General features: G+C 61.1%; 14 protein-coding genes, 1 tRNA gene and 2 pseudogenes. 7 read left to right on the plus strand and 10 right to left on the minus strand.

Annotation, left to right across the window (positions count from 1 at the left end; genetic code table 11):
* Window positions 1-287: 287 nt before the first annotated feature.
* The 4 genes and pseudogenes from CAG02_RS30180 to CAG02_RS12085 all read left to right on the plus strand — a co-directional run.
* A pseudogene (locus CAG02_RS30180) lies at window positions 288-974 on the plus strand (PAS domain-containing protein); the annotation flags it as partial.
* 108 nt (window positions 975-1,082) lie between these two features.
* Window positions 1,083-1,514, plus strand: a pseudogene (locus CAG02_RS30185) (methyl-accepting chemotaxis protein); the annotation flags it as partial.
* 87 nt (window positions 1,515-1,601) lie between these two features.
* The gene (locus CAG02_RS12080; RefSeq protein ID WP_085709276.1) at window positions 1,602-2,201 is read left to right on the plus strand and encodes a flavin reductase family protein; all 600 of its coding nucleotides are present in this window, start codon (window positions 1,602-1,604) and stop codon (window positions 2,199-2,201) included.
* Window positions 2,202-2,275: 74 nt separating this feature from the next.
* Window positions 2,276-2,899 carry a LysE family translocator gene (locus CAG02_RS12085; protein ID WP_085709277.1) on the plus strand — a complete coding sequence of 208 codons (624 nt, stop codon included), beginning with the start codon at window positions 2,276-2,278 and terminating at the stop codon, window positions 2,897-2,899.
* Between the two features lie 199 nt (window positions 2,900-3,098).
* On the opposite strand, the gene CAG02_RS12090 is transcribed toward CAG02_RS12085, so the two are convergent.
* The 3 genes from CAG02_RS12090 to ggt form a co-directional block, all read right to left on the minus strand.
* Window positions 3,099-3,470 (minus strand): type II toxin-antitoxin system HigA family antitoxin, encoded by a 372-nt coding sequence (locus CAG02_RS12090; RefSeq protein WP_074692315.1) that lies wholly within the window; start codon window positions 3,468-3,470, stop codon window positions 3,099-3,101.
* A gap of 3 nt (window positions 3,471-3,473) precedes the next feature.
* Window positions 3,474-3,776: a type II toxin-antitoxin system HigB family toxin gene (locus CAG02_RS12095; protein ID WP_085709278.1), complete on the minus strand. Its 303-nt coding sequence runs from the start codon at window positions 3,774-3,776 to the stop codon at window positions 3,474-3,476.
* A gap of 264 nt (window positions 3,777-4,040) precedes the next feature.
* Window positions 4,041-5,873: a gamma-glutamyltransferase gene (ggt, locus tag CAG02_RS12100; RefSeq protein WP_085709279.1), complete on the minus strand. Its 1,833-nt coding sequence runs from the start codon at window positions 5,871-5,873 to the stop codon at window positions 4,041-4,043.
* A gap of 155 nt (window positions 5,874-6,028) precedes the next feature.
* Between ggt and CAG02_RS12105 the strand changes: the two genes are divergently transcribed.
* Window positions 6,029-7,129, plus strand: a complete 1,101-nt coding sequence (locus CAG02_RS12105; protein ID WP_085709280.1) for a DUF2817 domain-containing protein — start codon at window positions 6,029-6,031, stop codon at window positions 7,127-7,129.
* An 84-nt stretch (window positions 7,130-7,213) separates the two neighbouring features.
* On the opposite strand, the gene CAG02_RS12110 is transcribed toward CAG02_RS12105, so the two are convergent.
* The 6 genes from CAG02_RS12110 to CAG02_RS12135 form a co-directional block, all read right to left on the minus strand.
* Window positions 7,214-7,290 (minus strand) — tRNA-Met (locus CAG02_RS12110).
* A gap of 86 nt (window positions 7,291-7,376) precedes the next feature.
* Window positions 7,377-8,831: an amidase gene (locus tag CAG02_RS12115; protein WP_085709281.1), complete on the minus strand. Its 1,455-nt coding sequence runs from the start codon at window positions 8,829-8,831 to the stop codon at window positions 7,377-7,379.
* Between the two features lie 61 nt (window positions 8,832-8,892).
* Entirely contained in the window at window positions 8,893-9,939 is a 1,047-nt protein-coding gene (locus CAG02_RS12120) for an extracellular solute-binding protein (protein ID WP_085709282.1), read from the minus strand.
* A 27-nt stretch (window positions 9,940-9,966) separates the two neighbouring features.
* Window positions 9,967-10,773, minus strand: coding sequence for an ABC transporter permease (locus CAG02_RS12125; RefSeq protein ID WP_085709283.1), 807 nt, complete (start codon window positions 10,771-10,773; stop codon window positions 9,967-9,969).
* Complete coding sequence (locus tag CAG02_RS12130) at window positions 10,773-11,693, minus strand: ABC transporter permease (protein WP_085709284.1); 921 nt, start codon at window positions 11,691-11,693, stop codon at window positions 10,773-10,775. The genes CAG02_RS12125 and CAG02_RS12130 overlap by 1 nt, the downstream gene beginning before the upstream one ends.
* Before the next feature lie 15 nt (window positions 11,694-11,708).
* On the minus strand, window positions 11,709-12,827 hold the full coding sequence (locus CAG02_RS12135) for an ABC transporter ATP-binding protein (RefSeq protein ID WP_085709285.1): 1,119 nt from the start codon (window positions 12,825-12,827) through the stop codon (window positions 11,709-11,711).
* A gap of 226 nt (window positions 12,828-13,053) precedes the next feature.
* On the opposite strand from CAG02_RS12135, the gene CAG02_RS12140 reads away from it, so the two are divergent.
* Complete coding sequence (locus CAG02_RS12140) at window positions 13,054-13,956, plus strand: LysR substrate-binding domain-containing protein (protein WP_085709286.1); 903 nt, start codon at window positions 13,054-13,056, stop codon at window positions 13,954-13,956.
* Here the strand turns inward: CAG02_RS12140 and CAG02_RS12145 are convergent.
* On the minus strand, window positions 13,949-16,006 hold the full coding sequence (locus tag CAG02_RS12145; protein ID WP_085709287.1) for a methyl-accepting chemotaxis protein: 2,058 nt from the start codon (window positions 16,004-16,006) through the stop codon (window positions 13,949-13,951). The genes CAG02_RS12140 and CAG02_RS12145 overlap by 8 nt on opposite strands.
* Before the next feature lie 333 nt (window positions 16,007-16,339).
* On the opposite strand from CAG02_RS12145, the gene CAG02_RS12150 reads away from it, so the two are divergent.
* The gene (locus CAG02_RS12150; protein WP_085668193.1) at window positions 16,340-17,557 is read left to right on the plus strand and encodes an MFS transporter; all 1,218 of its coding nucleotides are present in this window, start codon (window positions 16,340-16,342) and stop codon (window positions 17,555-17,557) included.
* Window positions 17,558-17,599: the final 42 nt, after the last annotated feature.

The raw sequence follows: 17,599 nt of genomic DNA on the forward strand, positions 1-17,599 counted from the left end.
CAATTTGACTTGAGAATACCTGATATGGCCGGGCCAGAGCGGCGGGTTTTGTATCCGTTCTGCGCGGGCGGATAAGACCAATGGCCAATTGAGATTATTTTTGACTGGCCGGTCTCGATCGCTCTTCAGAAAAGATTTCCAAGGCCGATGGTTAGGGCTGCAACCCCGCTTTCCCTCCAGTCCATCGGTGCTTTCCCATGTTCAACAAACGCCTCAAGCAAGAGCTGGCGGCTCTTCGTGAAGAACTCTCCAGCCTTCTGCAAGTGAAGGAGAGCCTGGAAAGCGAGATGCTGGTGCTGACCCTTGAGCCCGACGGGCGGATTCAATCGGTCAACCAGAACTTCCTCAATGAAATGCTCTACAAGAGCCACGACCTGATCGGCCGCGCGATCGAAGACATCGTGCCGGCCCATGTGAAGTCCGACGAGTTTCATCACCGCTTCCGGGCCGCACTGAGCCGGGGCGAGCACTTCGCCGGCGCCGTGCGCCTGTCACGCGGCAATGGCGAAGAGGCGTGGTTGCGCTCGATCGTCCAGCCGATCCGCTCTTCGGACGGGCGGATCAAGCACTTTTCGATTTTCTCCAGCGACCTGACCCGCACCATCGAAGCCTCTCGCGAGCACGAGAACCTGATCGGCGCACTGGTGCGTTCGACTGCTGTGATCGAGTTCGACCTCAACGGTAACGTGCTGAGCGCCAACGACCGCTTCCTTCAGGGCATGGGTTACAGCCTGGCGCAGATCAAGGGCAAACATCACCGCATGTTCTGTGACTCGGGCGAGGCCAACAGCGCCGAGTACCAGAACTTCTGGCGCCGTCTGAACAACGGTGAGTTCGTCGCCGGTCGCTTCAAGCGGATCGACGCCCATGGTCGCGAGGTCTGGCTGGAGGCGTCCTACAACCCGGTGCTCGACGCCAACGAAAAGCTCTACAAAGTGGTGAAATTCGCCACGGTGATCACCGATCAGGTCAATCAGGAGCAAGCCGTCGCCGAGGCCGCCAACATTGCCTACAGCACGTCCTTGCAGACCGACAGCACTGCCCAGCGCGGGACCCGCGTGGTCACTGAAGCGGTCAATGTGATGCGCGACCTGTCGCGGCACATGCAGACTGCCGGCGAAGGCATCGAGGCGTTGAACGAGCAATCCCAGGTGATCGGCACCATCGTCAAGACCATCAGCGGTATTGCCGAGCAGACCAACCTGCTGGCGCTCAACGCCGCCATTGAAGCCGCCCGTGCAGGCGAGCAGGGCCGTGGGTTTGCGGTGGTGGCCGACGAAGTACGGCAACTGGCCTCGCGCACCAGCCAGGCCACCGAGGAAATCGTCGGCGTGGTCCGTCAGAACCAGGATATGGCGCGCAACGCCGTGGCGCTGATGACCGACGGCAAGCTCCAGGCCGAGCAAGGGCTGGCGCTGGCGGCGGAGGCGGGCACGGTGATCGTCGAAATCCAGGATGGCGCGCAGAAAGTGGTGGACGCGGTCGGCCAGTTCGCCAACCAGCTATCCAACTGATGCTTGTCAGGCGAAGGGATTGTTCATGGCAATCCCTTCGCTGTTTTTATCCCGCTACAATCGGCTCTTTTTCCCGGAGCAGATCCCATGAGCGAGTCCTTCCGTCGCCCGGTTCCCCTGAACAAAGCCTACCGTTTGCTCAACCACGGGCCGACCGTGCTGGTCAGCGCCGCTCACGACGGGCAGCGCAACATCATGGCTGCGGCCTGGGCCATGCCGCTGGATTTCGAACCGCCGAAAGTCGCGGTGGTCCTCGATAAATCCACCTGGACCCGGCAACTGCTCGAAGAGTCCGGCACCTTCGTACTCAACGTCCCTTGCGTGAATCAGGCTGACATCGTGCAGACCGTCGGTTCGACTTCGGGCCTGGAAATCAATCGTGATCAAGGGCAGGACAAGTTCCAGGCGTATGGCTTGCAGACCTTCGCCGGCGAGCAGGTTGATGCACCAATGCTGGACGGCTGCGTGGCGTGGCTCGAATGCCGGTTGCTGCCGGAGCCGCGTAATCACGAACAGTACGATCTGTTTCTGGCTGAGGTGATTGCAGCGCAGGCGGATTCGCGAGTGTTCAGCGATGGGCGTTGGCATTTTGAAGGGCACGACGGTTTGCGCACTTTGCACCACGTGGCCGGTGGGCATTTCCTGACGATTGGCGATCCGGTGGATGGCAAGACGCTGTCCGTCTGAACGCCGCTTGATGGCAAAACGTCGCTGGATGTTGCAAGGTAGGGGCATTGTCGAACCGACCAGGCGCCTGCCCCATGTTTTCCAGTTACCTTGCACCGTTGTTGTCGCTGGCGCTGTTGTGGACGGTTGCGGTGGTGACCCCCGGGCCGAACTTTTTCAACATCGCGCAACTGGCTGTCAGCCGTTCCCGACGCCATGGCGTGGTGGCTGCGCTCGGCGTCGCCAGCGGAACGATATTGTGGGGGCTGGCCGGTGGTCTGGGCATCCAGTCGCTGTTCAGTGCCGCACCGGCGCTTTATCTGAGCTTCAAGATTGCCGGTGGCTGCTACCTGATCTATCTCGGACTCAAGCAATTCAAGCGTAAGGCCACTGTCTCCCAAGGAGCCCCGGGCACCACGGAGCAAACCTTGCTCGGTGCCTACGGGCGAGGTTTTCTGGGCAACATGACCAACCCCAAATCGGCACTGTTCGTGGCGACGATCTTCGCCACCGCCATGCCGGCCCATGTGCCCCCGATGCTGCTGGCGCTGGCGGTGCTGACCATGGCCACGCTGTCTTTCAGTTGGTACTGCAGTGTGGCGCTGTTCTTCGCCAGCCGACGGATTGCCGGGATTTATGAGCGCTCACGCAAATGGCTGGATCGGCTGGCGGGTGGTTGCTATCTGCTGTTCGGTGCGCATCTGGTGGCGAATCGCTGACCGGAAATCGGGCGACGGATGACGCTTGTTTTGCTGTCATCAAATGCTCGACGGAGCGTGAATTCTGACCATCGGAATGCTCGGCCGAACGGATTCATGGACATACAAAAAAGGCTTACCTTTCGGTAAGCCTTTTTCAGTTGGCTGGGAAACTCAGGGTAGGCAGTACATGTTGAGGTGCCTGCATGGCTGTTTTTTATCAGACTGATTTCATGGGTTTGATCAGACTTTCCGCCGGAATACCGAACAACTCGTGAAGTTTCCAGATCATGGGTAGCGTCAGAGCACGTTTGCCATTCAGTACCTCATAAACGCGATTTGTCCGGCCAATTGCAGGAGCGAGATCGGCTGCCGACAGCCCGGACTGCTCCATCCGAAACCTTATGGCATCAATCGGGTTGGGCAGGTCAAGTGGGAAGTGCCTGGCCTCATAGGCCTCGATAAGGGTGATCATGATGTCGAAGTAATCACCTTCAGGCGTGCCGGGTTCTGGCTCATTCTCGAAAAGAGCGGACACGTCTTTGAGTGCCGCACGGTAGTCTTCTTCGGTATGAATCGGACGTATGTTCATGGGTTACTCCATTTCGACGGTATCAGCGTCGATTGCGTCGTACTGTTTGTGAGTTCCGACAAATTTTATGTACACCGCACCGAAGCGGTATGCCACGGCGACTATCAGGCGATAGGAATTGCCTTTGATATTGAATACAACTCTTCGGCTTTTCAGAATGCTGGCGCAAGCAAACTGTGACTTGATATCCACAGGTGTTTTCCAGCTTGCCTTTCTTGCTTCGTCTATCCATGCCAGCAATGGCTGCTCTGCTTCCGGATATTGTTCCCAAAAGACTTTTAGCTGACTGATGGCGATGATTCTCATGGCGTGATCCTAGTCCCGCAGTGGGACTGTTGCAAGTCTGTCGGTGGATTCTGGACAAATGGTTGGTGTCAATTGATGACTTTTACCGATGCTGTCGGGAGTGGAGGGAAAGGGGGCGTGAGTGAATTCACAGGGTGAAGACTCTATCCCGGACAGCATTTTTCCGGTGTAGGAAAAGGCAATGTGATTTAGCCGAATTGGATTCAGGGACATACAAAAAAGGCCTACCTCTCGGTAAGCCTTTTTCAGATGGCGGAAGCGATTTCAGTCCCCCAACGCCACCCCTTCACGCCGTGGATCCGCTCCACCGGCCAACGTTGCCTTCCCCTGCGCATCCTTGACCCGCACGATGGCCTGGGTGCCGCTGGTCATGTCGATTTCGCTCACAACGTGGCCCTTGTCCTTGAGTGCCTGGATCAGTGTCGGGGTGAACTGACCCTGTTCCAGTTCCGTCGGCCCGTTGCGGCTGCCGAAGTTGGGCAGGCTGATGGCGCTTTGCGCGTCGAGGTTCCAGTCGAGCAGGCCGACGGTGGTTTTGGCCACGTATTCGATGATCTGCGAGCCGCCCGGAGAGCCGACGGTGGCGACGAACTCACCACTGTTGCGGTCGAAGATCAGGGTCGGTGCCATCGACGAACGCGGACGTTTGCCGGGCTCGACGCGGTTGGCGACTTTCTGTCCGTTTTCTTCGGGGATGAACGAGAAGTCGGTCATCTGGTTGTTGAGCAAGAAGCCCTGAACCATCAGGTGCGAGCCGAATGCCGCTTCGATGGTGGTGGTCATCGAGACCGCGCCACCGAAGTCATCCACCGCCACCACTTGCGACGTGGAGATGCGCAGCGGCGAGCGGTCCGGTGCGTAGGCAACCTGCACCCCCGGTGGTGTGCCCGGTTTGGCGGTGCCCATGCTGCGATCGCCGATCAGGCTGGCGCGGCTGGCCAGATAACCCGGGTCCACCAGTCCCTTGACCGGCACCGGTACGAAGTCGGTATCGGCCACGTATTGGGCGCGGTCGGCGTAGGCCAGTCGTTCGGCTTCAGCGATCAGGTGCACGGCTTGTGGCGCGGGTTCGAGGCCGGCCGGTTTATCGGTCTTCACGGGTTTGAGCGGTGTCAGGGACAGGCGCGGATCGCGGGTCTCCAGGGCCTGCAAAGTGCCGAGGATTTGCGCCACTGCAATCCCGCCCGATGACGGCGGCGGCATCCCGCAAACCTGCCAGCGCTTGTAGTCGGTGCACAGTGGCGCGCGTTCCTTGGCCTGATAGTGCTGAAGGTCGTTCAACGACAGGCTGCCGGGGTTGGCGTGGCCCTGGACCTTGGCCACGATCTCTTCGGCGATCGGGCCTTTGTACAGCGCGTCTGCGCCTTCGGTGGCGATGCGCTTGAGCACGGCGGCCAACGCCGGGTTTTGCAGGCGCGTGCCGATGGCTTTGACGCTGCCGTCGCTGTTGAGGAAATACCTGGCCATGTCCGGCGAGCTTCGCACCACCGGGTCGGACTCCAGCAGTGAATGCAGTCGAGGCGAGATCGCAAAGCCCTGTTCGGCGAGTTTGATCGCTGGCTCGAACAACGTTGCCCACGGCAGACGACCGTGTTGTTTGTGCGCCATCTCCAATGCGCGCAATACGCCGGGCGTACCGACAGAGCGCCCGCCAATCTGCGCCTGCGGGAATGGCATCGGTTTTCCATCAGCCTGCAGGAACAGCTTTTCGGTCGCACCGGCCGGCGCTGTTTCGCGACCGTCGTAGGTGCGCACCTGTTTGCCATCCCACAGCACGATCATCGCGCCGCCGCCGATCCCGGAAGATTGCGGCTCGACCAAGGTCAATACGGCTTGCATCGCAATGGCTGCATCGATGGCCGATCCACCTTTACGCAACATCTCACGACCGGCTTCGGCAGCCAGCGGATTCGCAGCAGCGGCCATATGTTTATCGGCATGACTGGCTTGCAGGCCTGTGCGGTAACCGGAGGCGGCTTCCGGCGCCAGCGGCAGGGTCGAGGAGGGTGGTGCGTTGCAGGCGGCGAGGGTGATGGCGCTGACGATCAACGTCAGGGCCGGCAGGCGAAAGCGTTTCAGGGGCTGGGCTGGAAACACGCGGGGCTCTCCGTCCGTGGGATAAAAGTCTGACGGACTGTATCGGCCGACCGTGCAGGACGCAAACCGTCGGTATGTTTGTCCTTCATGCCTTGGCGAATTTTCTGTAGGGTCATGGGCAAACGTGAAGCCAGAACAATTAACAAGAGGCCACTATGCACAGCGAGTTTCCGACCCACTCCAGCTACCGCCAGCAGCGCGAACAGTTTCTTGCCGCCGCCACCGCCGCCGGTGCGACGCTCACTTCCTACGCCCATCCGCGTTGCGGGCCGTTTGGCGAACCGTTGAGCACCGATGTGGCGGTGCTGGGGGATCCGCAAGCCAAACGGCGTCTGGTGGCGCTCAGCGGCACCCACGGGGTGGAGGGCTATTACGGTTCGGAATGTCAGATCGACTGGCTGAAGCATTTCACGCCGGGTTCGCTGCCGAAGGACGTCGCGGTGGTGATGATTCACCTGATCAACCCGTGGGGCACTGCATGGCTGCGGCGGGTCAACGAAGACAACATCGACCTCAACCGCAATCATCTGGATTTCAACCAGCCCCTACCGGACAACCAGGCCTACGCCGCGCTGCACGAAATTTACGCATGCGCCGATTTGAACGGCCCCGATCGACAGCGCGCCGATGCCTTGCTCGATGCGCAGATCGCCGAACACGGCTGGCCGGCGGTGATGTCGATTGTCGAGGGCGGTCAGCACAGCCATCCCGACGGCCTGTTCTTCGGAGGCTTTGCCCCGAGCTGGTCGAATCGCACGCTGCACCAGGTCATCGAGAATCATCTGGCCGGTGCCGAAACCGTGATGTGTTTCGACTTGCACACCGGTGCCGGCGAGTACGGTCATCCGATGCTGCTGACGATCACTCGGGCCCCGTATCCGGCGCTGGCCCGGGCGCAATCGATCTATGGCCCGTGGCTCTACACGCTGCACACAGGCGCTGAAACCCTGAGCGAAACCGGTGTCGCGGCAACGGCTACCGGTTACACCTCGCAGGCATTGCTCGACGCGCTGCCGAATGTGCAGTTGATGCCGTTCGTGATCGAGTGCGGGACTTATCCGGGGCCTGATGTTCATCGTTATTTGCGCGATGATCACTGGCTGCATCTGCACGGCGATCCGCTGGATGCGACGGGGCGGGCGATCAAGTTGAATCTGCTGGAGCAGTTCTATCCGGCGGATCCGGACTGGCGGGCGATGGTGGGTTTGCGCACGCGGCAGATTTGGGCGAAAGGGCTGGCGGCGCTCGCCGTCTGAGCAACGGTGTCGACCGTCCTCGGTCGGCACTTTTCTCGAGGCATAAAAAAACGGCCTACCTTTCGGTAAGCCGTTTTTAGTACTTGGTGGCTACACAGGGACTTGAACCCCGGACCCCAGCATTATGAATGCTATGCTCTAACCAACTGAGCTATGTAGCCAAGTGGCGCGCATTATTCCCCTGAAATGGAAAAGCGTCAAGCGTAAATTTCAAAATTTTTTCTACGCTTTCAACCGTTTATCAAAATCAGGCGTTCAACAGTGGCGAAGGGCAGCGCTGGAACCAGCGACTGGCCTGCTCATACGCGTGCGCCAGTTGTAGAACGGCGAAGTCTGCCTGATGCCGGCCGATGATCTGCAGCCCCATCGGCAACCCCCGTGCATTGAAGCCGGCCTGGACGTTCGCCACCGGGCAACCGGATAACGTGCCGGGAATCACCACCTCCATCCAGCGATGATAAGTGTCCATGTTCACGCCCTCGATCGCGGTCGGCCACGGCTGCGACTTGTCGAACGGGAAGACCTGCGCGCTGGGCAGCAGCAGATAGTCGTACTGTTCGAACAAGCGTGAGATTGCCCGATACCAGTCGCTGCGCACCACCGAGGCGGCGAACACTTCGCTGGCCGAGAGCTTCAGACCGTTTTCCACTTCCCAGCAGGCTTCCGGTTTCAGCAGCGCCCGTTTCTGCGGATCGGCGTAAGCCGCGCCCAGGGAGCCGGCGACCATCCAGTGGCGCAAGGTGCGCCAGCTGCTCCACAGCTTTTCTGGGGCAAATTCAGGACGTACCGACTCGATATGGCAACCCAGGCTTTCAAAGTCGGCGAACGTCTTTTCGCACAACGCGAGGATGCCGTTCTCCATGGGCAGATACCCGTTGAAGTCGCCGAGCCAGCCGATCCGGGTGCCGCTGAAGTCGCGCTCCAGCGGTGCGGTAAAGACCTCTCCGGATTCACGGATCGACAACGGCGCCCGCGCATCGCCGCCGGCCTGCACCGACAGCAGCATCGCGGCATCGCGCACACTGCGCGCCATGGGCCCTTCATAGCCGAGTTGATCGAAGAACAGATCGGCACTGTCGTCGAACGGCACGCGTCCCTGAGACGGGCGGAAGCCGAAGATGTTGTTGAACGCTGCCGGGTTGCGCAGCGAGCCCATCATGTCGCTGCCATCGGCCACCGGCACCAGATGCATCGCCAGCGCCGCCGCCGCGCCACCGCTACTTCCGCCTGCGGTTTTGCTCGGGTCAAAGGCGCAGCCGGTGGCCCCGAACAACGGGTTGTAGCTCTGCGAACCGAGGCCGAATTCCGGGGTGTTGGTCTTGCCGATGATGATCGCGCCGGCAGCCTTGATCCGCTCGACCATGATGCCGTCACGCTCGGGAATGAAATACTTGAATAGCGGTGAGCCCAGCGTGGTGCGGATGCCGCAGGTCAGCGACAGATCCTTGATGGCGTGGGGCAGGCCGTGCATCCAGCCCCGGTATTGGCCCCGGCTCAGTTCGGCGTCCCGTGTGTCGGCCTGGGCCAGCAGGTCTTCCGGCGCTTGCAGACTGATCAGTGCATTGACTGACGGGTTGAACCGTTCGATGTGGGCAAGATAGGTCTGCATCACTTCGCGGCAGGATACCTGACGCAGGCGGATGCGTTCGGCGAGCTCGATGGCCGGCAACAGGACCAGTTCGCTGATGTTATTGGAGTTCATGACGACGGCGCCCTTCAGACGGCTGGAAAAACGCCCCGGCCTCGTGCCGGGGCGGTAGAAATCAACGCATCAGGTTGGTCCACAGACGATCGGCCAGACGGATCGCGCCTTCACCGCAGGTCTTGCTGAACACCACGTGGGTACCCTCGGGAATATGCAGTTCCGGCGCATCCTTGAGGTTCGCATCGAGGAACGGTTCGACGCCTTTTATCGGGCTCTGATGCTTGAGGAAGTTCTGGGTCATCGCCGAGTTTTCCGGCTGGCTGAGAAACGCGATGAACGCCTTGGCATTCGCCGGGTTCTTGCTGCCGGCGGGGATGACCATGTTGTCGACCCAGGCCAGCACCCCTTCTTTCGGGTACAGGTATTTCAGGCTCGGTTTCATCTCGCGGGCGCGCATTGACGAACCGCCCCAGAACATCGACATATCGATCTCGCCCGAGGCGAGGTTCTCGCGGATCGAGCCGGCCTTGGAGCTGTAGGTTTTGACGAATGGCTTCTGCGCCTTGAGCAGCGTGAGGATTTGTTGCATCTGTTTCGGGTCTTCGCTGCACAGCGGAATGTTCAGGTACAGGCTGGCCATGTCGACCATGTCGCTGACCGAATCGAACATGTTGATCCGCCCCTGCAACTCGGCCGGCGGCTCATAGAGCACCTTGTAACTGTCGGCCGGGCCTTTGTAGCGGCCACTGTCGAGCACCACGCTGGTGGTGCCCCAGATGAACGGCACCGAATAGGCGCCTTCCGGGTCCCAGCTCGGTTTCTTCAGGTTGTCGACCACGCTGGCGTAGTAGGGCTCCTTGACGGGATCGAAGCGCTCCAGCAGGTTTTCCTTGATCAGGATCGGAATGAACTGGTGCGAGGGAATCGCCACGTCGTAACCGGCACCGCCCTGTTTCAGTTTGGCCAGCAGTGTCTCGTTGGAGTCGTAGGAGTCGACGGTGACTTCGATGCCGGTCTGCTTCTGGAATTTGGCGAGAATCTCCGGTGAAAAGTAACCGCTCCAGCTCACCACGTTGAGTTTTTCGGCGGCCTGAACACTCCCGGCCATGACCAGCGGCACAGTCAGAAACAACGAAGTACCGACGCTTTTTATCCACTTGCTCATGCTAATTCCCCACGGTTCTTGGAAGGTTCAGGCGTTCTTTTTGCCCAGCAGGTAAGAAAGGCTGACAAACAGCACCGAGACGCCCAGGATCAGGGTCGACACGGCGTTGACGTCGGGTGTCACGCCCATGCGCAACAGGCCGAAGATGAAGATCGGCAGCGTCGTGGTGCCGGCCTGGGAGACCATCATCGAGATCACGAAGTTATCCAGCGAGACGATGAAGGCCAGCATCAGCCCGGAGAAAATCCCCGGCATCAGCAACGGCAGGGTGACCTTGCGGAAGGTCCGCCATGGCCCGGCATACAGGTCGGCGGAGGCTTGTTCCAGCGACAGGTCCATGTCGTTCAGTCGGGCCCGGATCGGCAGGTAGGCAAACGGAATGCAGAACACCGTATGGGCGATGATCAGATTGCCGTAGCCGAGCGACAGGCCGATGGTGGAGAACAGCGCGAGCGTGGCGACGCCAACGACGATTTCCGGCAGCACCAGCGGCAGCATGATCGCGCCCATCGACAGTTGCAGGCCCTTGAACTTCGCACCCCTTGAGGTGCCGAGGGCCGCGAGGGTGGCAATCGCGGTGGCGACCATGCTGGCGCACACCGCAATCAGAAGACTGTTGCCGGCCGCCTGGCGCAGCGCCTGATTGGCGAACGCGGCGCGATACCAGTCGAGGCTGAAGCCGGTCCATACCGTGGCCGACTGGTTGGCGTTGAACGAGAACACCACCAGCACCACGATCGGCGCGTAGAGGTACAGGTAGAACAGGAAACTGAAACCGCCGAATCCGGGGAAATCCTGGACGCCCAGGCCCTTGCGTTTGAACAGACCGATCATCACGCACCTCCTTTGGCGATACGCTGGCGTTCGGCGCGCAAGGCATAAACCGTCAGCACCAGCATCACCGCCGCCATCAGCACCAGCGACAACGCTGCGCCGAACGGCCAGTTACGGGCGTCGCTGAACTGCCGGAAGATCAGGTTACCGAGCATCATCCGCGTGCCGCCGCCGAGCAGTTCCGGGGCGATCATCGCGCCCAGGCACGGTACGAAGGTGAGAATGGCGCCGGCGAGAATTCCCGGTCTGGCGATCGGCAGCACCACTTTGCGCAAGGTGCGCAGGCGTCCGGCATACAGATCCTGAGCGGCCTCGAGCAGACGGATATCCATCTTTTCCAGCGTGGCGTAGATCGGCAGAACCACGAAGGGCGCATAGGTATAAACCAGCCCCAGCAGCACGGCGCCGTCGGTGTACAGCAACTGCAGCGGCTCATGGATGACACCCAGGCCCATCAGACTGTTGTTGATCACCCCGGTGTTACGCAGCAGCAGAATCCACGCGTAAGTGCGGATCAGCAGGTTGGCCCAGAACGGCACGGTGATCAGGAAGATCAACAGACCACGCCGATGCGCCGGTTGCATGGCCAGCCACACCGCCACCGGGAAACCGATCAGCAGCGTGATGACGGTGGTCAGGCCGGCAATCCCGACCGAGCGCAGGGCGATGATCAGGTAGGAGTCGGCGAAGGCCAGGCTGTCGTCCATTTGCCGTTCGAACAGCAGGGAGGTGTAGGCGTCGCTGCTGAACACCTTGTTCACCCCGCCATAGGGGTTGGCTTCCATCAGCGAATAACCGATGACGATCAGGATCGGCACCACCAGAAACAGGGCGATGGCGATCAGCGCCGGGCTGACACCGAGGAAGCTCTGGAACGCCCGTCGGCGTTCAAGCGTGTTGGTTATCGGTAAGGCGTGCATGGCAATTCCTCGGGTTCAATCGTGCAGGACGCTGGCGCTTCCCCGGTCGAACAACAGACCGGCCTGACTGCCCACGGCAAAACGCAGGCTCTGATCGATGCAGTTGGGCGTGCGCACGGTGAGGCGCGAACCGTCGCCGAGGCTGACCTGGTATTGCAGGTCGGTGCCCAGATAAATTTGCGCTTCGACCCGGCACGGCAACGCCGCCTCAGTGTTGGCAGGCACCAGGTGCAGGCGCTCGGGGCGAACCGACAGCGTCACACTGGCACCCGGTTGCACGTCGTTGCACGGTTGTGCCGGCAGCGGATGTCCGGCCGGCCCGGCGAACCACGCCATGCCGTCCTCGACCCGAGTGACGCTGGCCTGAATGAAGTTGGTTTCGCCGATGAAATCGGCCACGAAGCGATTGCGCGGCCGTTCGTAGATGTCCTCCGGGCGACCGACTTGCTGCACTTCGCCTTCGGACAGCACGGCGATGCGGTCGGACATGGTCAGCGCTTCTTCCTGGTCGTGGGTGACGAAGATGAAGGTGATGCCGGTCCTGGCCTGAATGGTTTTCAGCTCTTCGCGCATGGCCTGGCGCAGCTTGAGATCAAGTGCCGACAGCGGCTCGTCAAGCAACAGCACCTTGGGATGCGGCGCCAGGGCGCGGGCGAGGGCGACGCGCTGCTGCTGGCCACCGGAGAGTTGCGCCGGTTTGCGATGGGCGAAGCGCTCCATCTGTACCAGGGCAAGCATCTCGCGGACGCGCTCGGCGATCTGCGCCTTGTTCAGGACCTTGCCCATCGGGTGCGATTCAAGGCCGAAGGCCAGGTTTTCGGCGATGGTCATGTGCGGGAACAGTGCGTAGTGCTGGAACACCGTGTTGACCGGGCGCTGGAACGGCGGGCGCTCGGCGATGTTTTCGCCGTAGAGCAGGATCTCGCCCTGGGTCGGAAATTCGAACCCGGCAATCATCCGCAGCAGCGTGGTCTTGCCGCAGCCGGAGGGTCCGAGAAGGGTGAAGAATTCGTTGTCGCGAATATCCAGATCGATGTTTTTCAACGCCACCGGACCGGTGGACGGATCGCCGTAGACCTTGCGCACCGAGCGGATCGACACCGCCAGCGTTTGCAGCGAATGCAGGGCATTCATGCGTTACCTCCGATTCCCCCATCGCCTGCGATTGCGCTGTTGGTCAGCGAATCTGTCGGGCCATGGATATTATTTTTCTGGGCAGGATCGAGATTGCGTACGGGGTGAAACCAGCTGTTTTGTTGTTCTGCTGTGGCTCGATTATCGGCGAGGGGTTGCGCGGGGCGAAACTTCAATTTAAACATGGCAGGTGTTAGTTAATTTAATACCGACAGGTGCCAGGAACATGCCCGACCACCGTTTGCCGCCACTCAATGCAGTGCGTGCGTTCGATGCCGCTGCCCGCCTGGGCAGCTATGTCGAGGCGTCGAAAGCCTTGCACGTGACTCAGCCGGCGATTGGCCGGCATGTGAAGTTGCTGGAGGACTGGCTGGGCATTCAGCTGTTCGAGCGCACGTCGCGCGGCGTCAACCTGACGCCTGCCGGTGAGAAGTACCACCGCAAGATCGCGGCCGCCCTGCAGTTGATCATCGAGGCCGGCAAGGAGGCGCGCCCCAAAGAGGCCGAGCGCTGGCTGCGGATCATGGTGGTGCCGGGTTTTGCCAAGCGCTGGCTGATGCCGCGCATCGAGGCCATGCGTCACCTGCGCCCGGGGCTGAAGTTTGCCATCGAACCGAACTCGACCTTCACCGAAGTGGATGGCAAAAGCGCCGATCTCGGCATCGTCTACGGCCTCGACGGGCAGTACGCGGACTCCCGTGAAGCGTTGATCTGCCCCCGTGTGTTTCCGATCTGCACCCCGCAATACCTGGCAAGCATCGAGCCGCTCGGCGGCCCGGCCGATCTGGTCCGGCACGAGTTGATCCACGTCGATGACGGCGAGTGGTGGAACCTGTGGTTCGCCGCCCATGACCTGGATATTCACCTCAACTCCGACATGCTCTACGTCAACAACGATCACGCGTTATCGGTGGCCGAGAGCGGGCAGGGCATCGCGTTGGCCAATGAGGTGCTGGTCCGCGAAGAACTCAGGTCCGGCAAACTGGTGCGCGCAGTGGACGCTCAGGTGAAGCTGGAAAGCTATCGGGTGCTGACGCCGTCCGCCGAGCTGTCGGCGGATGCGGCGTGGTTCATTCAATGGCTCAAGTCCGAACTGGAAAATGACTTCCCCGAAGCGTTGATCAACTGAGCCGGAAGCGTGCGGTGTTGTCGCTCAAGGCCTTGCTGCCCTGGCTCAAGGTGTCTGCCGCCAGGTTGACGGCCCGCGCGCCGTCGAGGAGGCGAACCGCGGCCTGATCGACTTGCTGGATATTGCCGCTGACCTCATCGGCGGTGCTGGCCTGTTCTTCCACCGCCGTGGCGATCTGGGCGAGGGTGTCGGTGACGCTCTGCACGGCGCTGGCGATTTCCCCCAGACGTTCGCCAAGTCCGGTGACGGCTTCGGCATCCGATTGCGCCTGGCCGCAGGCCGCCTCCATCAGGCTCACCGCTTCATTGACCGTGTTGCGCAGACTGTCGACCGTACCGGCGATCTGCGCAGTGGACGATTGCGTACGCTGCGAAAGGCTGCGGACCTCGTCGGCCACCACGGCAAAACCGCGACCCTGTTCACCGGCGCGAGCGGCTTCGATGGCGGCGTTCAGCGCCAGCAGGTTGGTCTGCTCGGCGACGCCGCGAATCGTGTCGACCACCAGTTGAATCTGCTGCCCCTGCTCGCTGACCCGACCCAGCGCTGCCGCCGTTTCGTTCAGGCGCTGATTGAGCTGTTGAATGCTCGCCGTGGTGCGTTGACTGTCGCGGCTGCTGTCGGTGGCGATGCGCCGGGTGTGCTGGGCGCTGCCGGAGGCCTGTTCGCAACTCTGCGCGACGCCTTGAGAGGTGGCCGCCAATTGCGTGGCGGCGGCAGCGATCTGGCTGATCTGCAATTGCTGGGCCTCGACCTCGCTGAGAGCGCCGCTGGAGTGATCGTTGAGGCTGCGCACGGCGTGGCTCAGTTGCGAGGTTTCGTGATCGACGCCCAGCAGGCTGGTGCGCAATTGCACCACGGCCACGTTGAGTGCGGTGCTGATCGAGGCCAGTTCATCGCGACCCACGACAGGCACCTGCAGGCTCAGATTACCGTCGCGCAACGCTTCGGCGAGCACCGTGATGCCGCTGGCGCTGCGACGGATCGAGGCTTGCAGGCAGACGAACAGGTACAGCGCCGCGAGCAACAGGCACCCGAACACTGCCGCGACCACGATGAACTGACGGATCGCCGAACCGTGGTAATCGTCCAGACGTTGATCCAGCGCCACCAGTGATTGCTGACGCAGCGTGGCGAGATTGCCGAGCAGGGCATCTAGGCTGCGTTCGAAGTCTTCCGGTTTGAGATTGATGCTGCCGCCGAACACGCCGTCATCCAGCACCTTCAAACCGGTATCCAGTTGTTTGAGGCTGTCGTGGTACTGCCCGGCCCAGCCTTGCAGGTCGTTCGGCAGCCGCGCTTCCAGAAGGCTCGCTGTTTTAACAAGCTGCTCGCGGGCATCACCGATGCGGCTGCGCAGGTCCCGCAATTGCAGGCGACTTTGCAGGGTGAACTGACCGGAGACTACGGATGCTTGCCCGACCGCCGCGAGTCGGCCGACCCGTTCGATCAAGTCCGGTGCATGTTGAGTGGAAATCTGCGTCAGCAGATAGGTTTCCAGCCACGGCGCGAGGATCAGCCGATTGTCCATCGCGATCTGTTCGCGCAACGCTTGCAGGGCGCTGAGGGCGTTGGTGAAGCGATCGTAACCGTCCGGCCACCAGCCGACGCCGGCCAGGCTCTTGGAGTCCAGACCGCCGAGGGCGGTTTGCAGGGCCTGGAAGCGGGCCAGGGTTTCACCTTCTGCAGCTTCGGCTTGCAAGGCATTGCCCAGATCCACTGTAGCCTGAGCGACGGCAGGTTGTACGGCATCGAATGCAGCCATCGCGGCGAGGGTGGCGGGCGTCGGTTGGCGGTTGGTTTCCGTGGCACGCCAGCGAGCTGCACGGTCGCGCTGAGCAGCGAGCAGGTTGTCGAGCGCATCGAGGGCGAGCAACTGCCGTACGCCGGCACGCTCACCGGAAATCAGGTTGAGTTTGACGCGATAGTCCTGGCCGATCATCAACAGGCTGCCGGCCAGCGGCAGGATGAACAGCAGAAACAACAACTGGAATTTACGCGCGAAGCCAAACCGCCCCAGCAATTTGATCCCCGGTAACAAGAAAGCCTGCATGCCCCATGACTCCTCTGGACACCACGCACCATCGGCGTGCGCCGCGCTCTTTGCGAGCGCGATCCGTGCCCTGCTAAAAGGCTTCGAAAGTCCACTCTCGCCCGCTCTGTAGGCAGACTCTGTAGCAGAACTTCCCATTCTCGATCCCCTTTGTAAGGGGGCCGCGTTCAAGCGGAGAAGCAAGGCAAGAATCAGACCATGGCTTTGCGCTATCACTTTTACTGCGATGAATGAATAGTTCGTTAGCTGGCTAAGGGGATGGCGCTGGCGCACCGAAAAATGGCACATTGACGCACCTGCCTGCGTGCACCCATCTGCTGTACGGAAACTCCCATGGCTATCAGCAACGTTCAGACCGCCGCTGCGTCGGCGTCCGCTCCTCCCCAAAGCAGTCCACTGGTAATGCGCATCATCGGCGCGGTGGCGCTGGCGCATTTGATCAACGACCTGATCCAGTCAGTGCTGCCGTCGATCTATCCGATGCTCAAGGCCAACTACGGCTTGAGCTTCACTCAGGTCGGCCTGATTACCCTGACCTTTCAATTGACCGCTTCGCTGTTGCAGCCGTGGGTCGGTTATCACACTGACCGGCACCCGAAACCGTGGTTGTTGCCGGCTGGTTCCGTGTGCACGTTGATCGGCATTGTGATGATGTCGATGGTCGGCAGTTTCCCGCTGATTTTGTTGGCGGCAGCGCTGATCGGTATCGGCTCCTCGACCTTTCACCCGGAAGCATCTCGTATCGCCCGGCTGGCCTCCGGCGGGCGCTTCGGTCTGGCGCAATCGACCTTCCAGGTCGGCGGTAACGCCGGTTCGGCATTCGGCCCGTTACTGGCAGCGGCGATCATCATTCCCTTCGGACAAGGCAACGTGGCGTGGTTCGGGCTGTTCGCGGTGTTTGCGCTGTTCGTGCTGTATCGCATCAGTCGCTGGTACGCCCATCACCTGAACCTGTTCAAGCTCAAGGCCGGCCAGGCTGCCACTCATGGACTGTCGAAGGGCAGGGTGGTCAGCGCGCTGGTGGTGCTCGGGTTGCTGGTGTTCTCCAAGTATTTCTACATGGCCAGCCTGACCAGTTACTTCACGTTCTACCTGATCGAGAAGTTCGACCTGTCGGTGGCCAGTTCCCAGCTGCATCTGTTCCTGTTCCTTGGCGCGGTGGCGGCGGGCACGTTCTTCGGCGGGCCGATTGGCGACAAGATCGGCCGTAAGGCAGTGATCTGGTTCTCGATCCTCGGGGTGGCGCCGTTCACCTTGCTGATGCCGCATGTGGATCTGTTCTGGACCAGTGTCCTGAGCGTGGTGATCGGCTTCATCCTCGCTTCGGCGTTCTCGGCCATCGTGGTGTACGCGCAGGAACTGGTACCGGGCAATGTCGGGATGATTGCCGGGGTGTTCTTCGGGCTGATGTTCGGCTTTGGCGGGATTGGCGCAGCACTGCTCGGGCATCTGGCGGACATTCACGGCATCGAATACGTGTACTTCCTGTGCTCGTTCCTGCCGTTGTTCGGGGTGCTGGCGATTTTCCTGCCGAGAACCAAAAAGGCCTGACGGGCTGAATTTCAGGCACAAAAAAGCCGCGTATCAAACGCG

This window comes from Pseudomonas sp. R43(2017) (genome assembly GCF_002112345.1).
GTDB classification, from domain to species: Bacteria; Pseudomonadota; Gammaproteobacteria; order Pseudomonadales; family Pseudomonadaceae; genus Aquipseudomonas; species Aquipseudomonas kribbensis.